The 3,468-nt window shown below is 38.0% G+C and carries 6 protein-coding genes; 4 read left to right on the forward strand and 2 right to left on the reverse strand.

What is annotated here, in order from left to right; translation table 11 throughout:
- Nucleotides 1-27: 27 nt before the first annotated feature.
- Nucleotides 28-1,890 (reverse strand): abortive infection protein, encoded by a 1,863-nt coding sequence (locus IQ247_RS31820; protein WP_193926184.1) that lies wholly within the window; start codon nucleotides 1,888-1,890, stop codon nucleotides 28-30.
- Nucleotides 1,891-2,064: 174 nt separating this feature from the next.
- Here IQ247_RS31820 and IQ247_RS31825 point away from each other — a divergent pair, with 174 nt between their 5' ends.
- The 4 genes from IQ247_RS31825 to IQ247_RS31835 are packed head-to-tail and all read left to right on the forward strand — an operon-like array spanning nucleotide 2,065 to nucleotide 3,153.
- Entirely contained in the window at nucleotides 2,065-2,265 is a 201-nt protein-coding gene (locus IQ247_RS31825; protein WP_193926185.1) for a glycosyltransferase, read from the forward strand.
- Nucleotides 2,266-2,296: 31 nt separating this feature from the next.
- Nucleotides 2,297-2,431, forward strand: a complete 135-nt coding sequence (locus IQ247_RS33285) for a hypothetical protein (protein ID WP_265579758.1) — start codon at nucleotides 2,297-2,299, stop codon at nucleotides 2,429-2,431.
- A 49-nt stretch (nucleotides 2,432-2,480) separates the two neighbouring features.
- The gene (locus IQ247_RS31830) at nucleotides 2,481-2,717 is read left to right on the forward strand and encodes a hypothetical protein (protein ID WP_193926186.1); all 237 of its coding nucleotides are present in this window, start codon (nucleotides 2,481-2,483) and stop codon (nucleotides 2,715-2,717) included.
- Complete coding sequence (locus IQ247_RS31835; RefSeq protein ID WP_193926187.1) at nucleotides 2,710-3,153, forward strand: type II toxin-antitoxin system VapC family toxin; 444 nt, start codon at nucleotides 2,710-2,712, stop codon at nucleotides 3,151-3,153. Before IQ247_RS31830 ends, IQ247_RS31835 begins: the two co-directional genes overlap by 8 nt.
- Nucleotides 3,154-3,165: 12 nt before the next feature.
- On the opposite strand, the gene IQ247_RS31840 is transcribed toward IQ247_RS31835, so the two are convergent.
- The gene (locus IQ247_RS31840) at nucleotides 3,166-3,330 is read right to left on the reverse strand and encodes a hypothetical protein (protein ID WP_193926188.1); all 165 of its coding nucleotides are present in this window, start codon (nucleotides 3,328-3,330) and stop codon (nucleotides 3,166-3,168) included.
- Nucleotides 3,331-3,468 lie beyond the last annotated feature (138 nt).

A 3,468-nucleotide genomic window follows, 5' to 3' on the forward strand; every position in this document is an offset into this window, starting at 1 on the left:
TCCCCCCATCGCCCCATTACCCATTCCCTATTTAAAAATAGTAGTCGGCGCTACGGGTAAAATGGTATCGTCAAATCCTCCGACTTGATTGGTTCTCAAAACCCATAACCTAGCTTGTTGCTTGAGAAAAATTTTCGCGGTTTCGTCTTGCGCTCTTTTGGGTAATACGGTTCGCCAACTTCTGAGCATTTTGATTGCAGTTGTAATAATATTGTCGTTTTTATTATTAGTTCCAAATAAATCTTTGGCATTTTTTTGCCAGTCTCGTCGTACAATTCCCATCGGAACTAACTGTTTTTCCAAGCTGTTTCCTAAAGATATTAAATCGTTAAAATACTGAGTTTGTTTATCATTTGGATGCTTTTGTAACCATTCCCTAATCGTCGGATTTGACTCCACAAATCTTTGTATATCGTAAATTGTCGAGTAAAGCGCTTGATTGGAATCTTGAACACAGGAAGCTGTTGGTGTAATTAATGAGGCACCTGTTCCGTCACCAACCCGATACCGAGCCGTAATTTCTCTAAGTTCCTCGATCAATTCTGTTAAAGGAGACAATTTAACTCCATCAAAATCATAATCGGTAGTTATCGGCTCGTATTTCACCAAAATATCGCCTACTGGACGAGTACCTAACCAACCCGACCATAAAGAACCCATATAAGCAGCCCAAGTTAAACTACCAGAAATAACTGCTTCCGGATTATGACAGTAAACTTGATAGTAAATGATATCGAAGCGTAATTCATCGGTAATGCGATCGCGAACTACTTCTGCAATACCGTAGGAAAAGTGACCTGGAACCGGAAGCCAAGAGGCTGCTTCTGCTTTCTCTCCACCGATACCACCAAATAAATGTATTACTAAAGCCTTATCACCCAATTTCCATTGAGACAGAGCGTTTTCTGCATTTACTGCGTTTGGTGCGAGTAAAACTGTTTCATAATTACCTTTTTGTAATTTAATATTCCCCCACATTTCATACTTAAAATATTCAAGTATTTTTTGTTGTTTGACAATTACTTTTTGTGGCTCTACTTTTAATAAAGCGCGGGGTTCAATTGCTTGTACTACAAAGGTTTCCTCAACATTAGGCGCACCGTAAATATACCAGCCTTGGGAATTGACGGGTGATTTTTCGATATATTTATTACTCGAACGAGCAACCCCCCGTATGTCTTGCGGTACTTGCGGTATACAGAGAATTTCTTCGATTCCTCGCTCAAAGTTTTTAGTTGCTTTGTTGTAGTGACAAACTCGAAATAAATCGCCTTCTGAATCAATTCGGGCTAAAATCTTCACCAAAGCAAGGAAACGTCCGAGAATTTGTACAGGTTCACAGTCAATAATTAACTGCGTCTCTCCTATAGGATTGGTTTCTACTTCTGGCTGTAATAGCATAACGCAGACATCATCCATCGGTCTTGCACCTGCTAAAGATTCTAGAGGGTCAACGCCAGAACGTCCATCTAATCTAACGGGATGAACTTTACCTGCTTGATGACTTTTTTTGGCTTGCTTGGTAAAGTTAACATCAAAACTTACCCGTTTGACATATTCTTGCACCTTTTTATTATTACTCCACTTCAATTTGACGATTTTACCAACAAGGTGTGTATATGAATCGGGAGCATTTTGCACTTCAAATTCTACAAAACGTTGATGATTATTTTCTATAGGTAAAATTAACCGTCCGCTCCATTCTGCAACGGGTTGATAAAGTTGCCGATTAACTTTTCCATTAATGGGATAATAATCACTATGAAATAAAGGCGAATTACTATTTATTTTATAGTTTGATGATTTGGTTTGTACCGACTTGTTGGTAATCAATCGAGCAACTATAAAACCAATTGTCAGACAAACTACAAAAATAATTACATTCGTCATAATTTTTAATAATTTTTAATACTTGAGTAATTGAGTAAATTAATAAATTGTTACGCCATACTTTACTTTATTTAATTGATTTGAAAATATAAAAAATAGTGACTTGTATCATCTTAACGTGTAAGAGTTTATTCATTTATATATAATGCTTGATGTGACTAGATTGCTTTGGCTATGAGTCGAATTGTTTTAACCACCATTGGCTCTTTTGGGGATCTGCATCCCAAAGTTGCGATCGCGTTTGAGTTGCGTCATCGGGGTCACGATGTGGTATTTGCGACTCATAAAGAGTATCAGAACAAAATTGAAGCTCTAGGCTTTGAGTTTCATCAAATGCGCCCTGCTAACACCGCGCTCGCTGACCTTAGCCGTTAAATATTCCTGAGAAAAATAATCTGAGGAAATTGTGATACTTCCAGGATTAATGCGATCGCTTGACACCGCAAAAGCTGGATATGTCAACTACAACGACGAAATTGCGATACTTTCAAAATTAATGCGATCGCTGTTATTTAGGGCTATTACCACTCCTGACAGCTAAAAGTAATGGTCAGGCTATACTGAAAATAGTCCTCAGCCTTTAGAGAATAATGCCCCAAGAACTTGAAGCCGTATTTGATGGGACAGCCCTTCAGCTAGAAGTGCCCTTAAACCTAGCCGCAGGTACAAGGGTGCGAATTATCGTTGCCAGTGTTTTACCGGATGAAGTAAAACCACCTAAGACGTTTCTCAAAACTGCTCAGTCTTTGAAATTACAGGGTAAACCTGATTGGTCAGAAAAAATTGACCAATATTTATATGGGGAAACTCTTTCTGATCATGACTGAAGTCTTTTTAGATACTTCTTTTGCGATCGCATTATCTTCCGTTACCGATCAAAATCATGTACGGGCTGTCAAGCTTGCCAGTCAAATTGAGATCAATAAAACTAGTCTGGTGACAACTCAGGCAGTCTTGCTAGAAATAGGTAATGCGCTCTCTAAACAAAGATACAGAGTAGCGGCAATCCAACTTTTGGAATCCCTTGAAACTGATCCGAGTGTCGAAGTTATTTTATTAACCAATAGCTTATACGGATTAGCCTTCAATTTGTTTAAACAACGAAAAGACAAAGAATGGGGTTTAGTGGACTGTATATCATTCATTGTGATGCAAGATAGAGGAATCACTGATGCACTGACTGCCGATACCCATTTTCAGCAGGCAGGATTTCGAGCATTATTAAGGGTTTGTTACTGTAAGCTAAATTCTACCCATTGCTAGACAGATTTACTCCTAAATGTCCACATCTTGAATTAATTCATCAACATATTTTCTTAATCGTTCTTGCCAGTCAGGAACGGTTTTAAGTTTTTCCCTAACACCCGGCAAGACTTTAAACTGTACTGGGTTTTTATCAAAAGCTACTTTATTTTTAGGCACAAACTTTATTTTAGCCATTCTAGCAAATCTCATTAAAATCTGGTATACTAGATATTATACATCATTGTTAGGTCGAAACAATGTTACTTTCTGTCAAAGTTGAGCTAAAGCCAAACAACAAACAAGTTACGCAGTTTCTTAAGGCTTCAGGAGTTG

Source organism: Plectonema cf. radiosum LEGE 06105 (genome assembly GCF_015207665.1).
Taxonomy (GTDB): Bacteria; Cyanobacteriota; Cyanobacteriia; order Cyanobacteriales; family Nostocaceae; genus Rivularia; species Rivularia radiosa_A.

Excerpts from the sequence above, each read along its gene's own strand:
- IQ247_RS31840 (WP_193926188.1), bottom strand. The coding sequence starts at position 3,330 with ATGGCTAAAATAAAGTTTGTGCCTAAAAATAAAGTAGCTTTTGATAAA.
- IQ247_RS31835 (WP_193926187.1), top strand. The coding sequence starts at position 2,710 with ATGACTGAAGTCTTTTTAGATACTTCTTTTGCGATCGCATTATCTTCC.
- IQ247_RS31830 (WP_193926186.1), top strand. The coding sequence starts at position 2,481 with ATGCCCCAAGAACTTGAAGCCGTATTTGATGGGACAGCCCTTCAGCTA.
- IQ247_RS31820 (WP_193926184.1), bottom strand. The coding sequence starts at position 1,890 with ATGACGAATGTAATTATTTTTGTAGTTTGTCTGACAATTGGTTTTATA.
- IQ247_RS31825 (WP_193926185.1), top strand. The coding sequence starts at position 2,065 with ATGAGTCGAATTGTTTTAACCACCATTGGCTCTTTTGGGGATCTGCAT.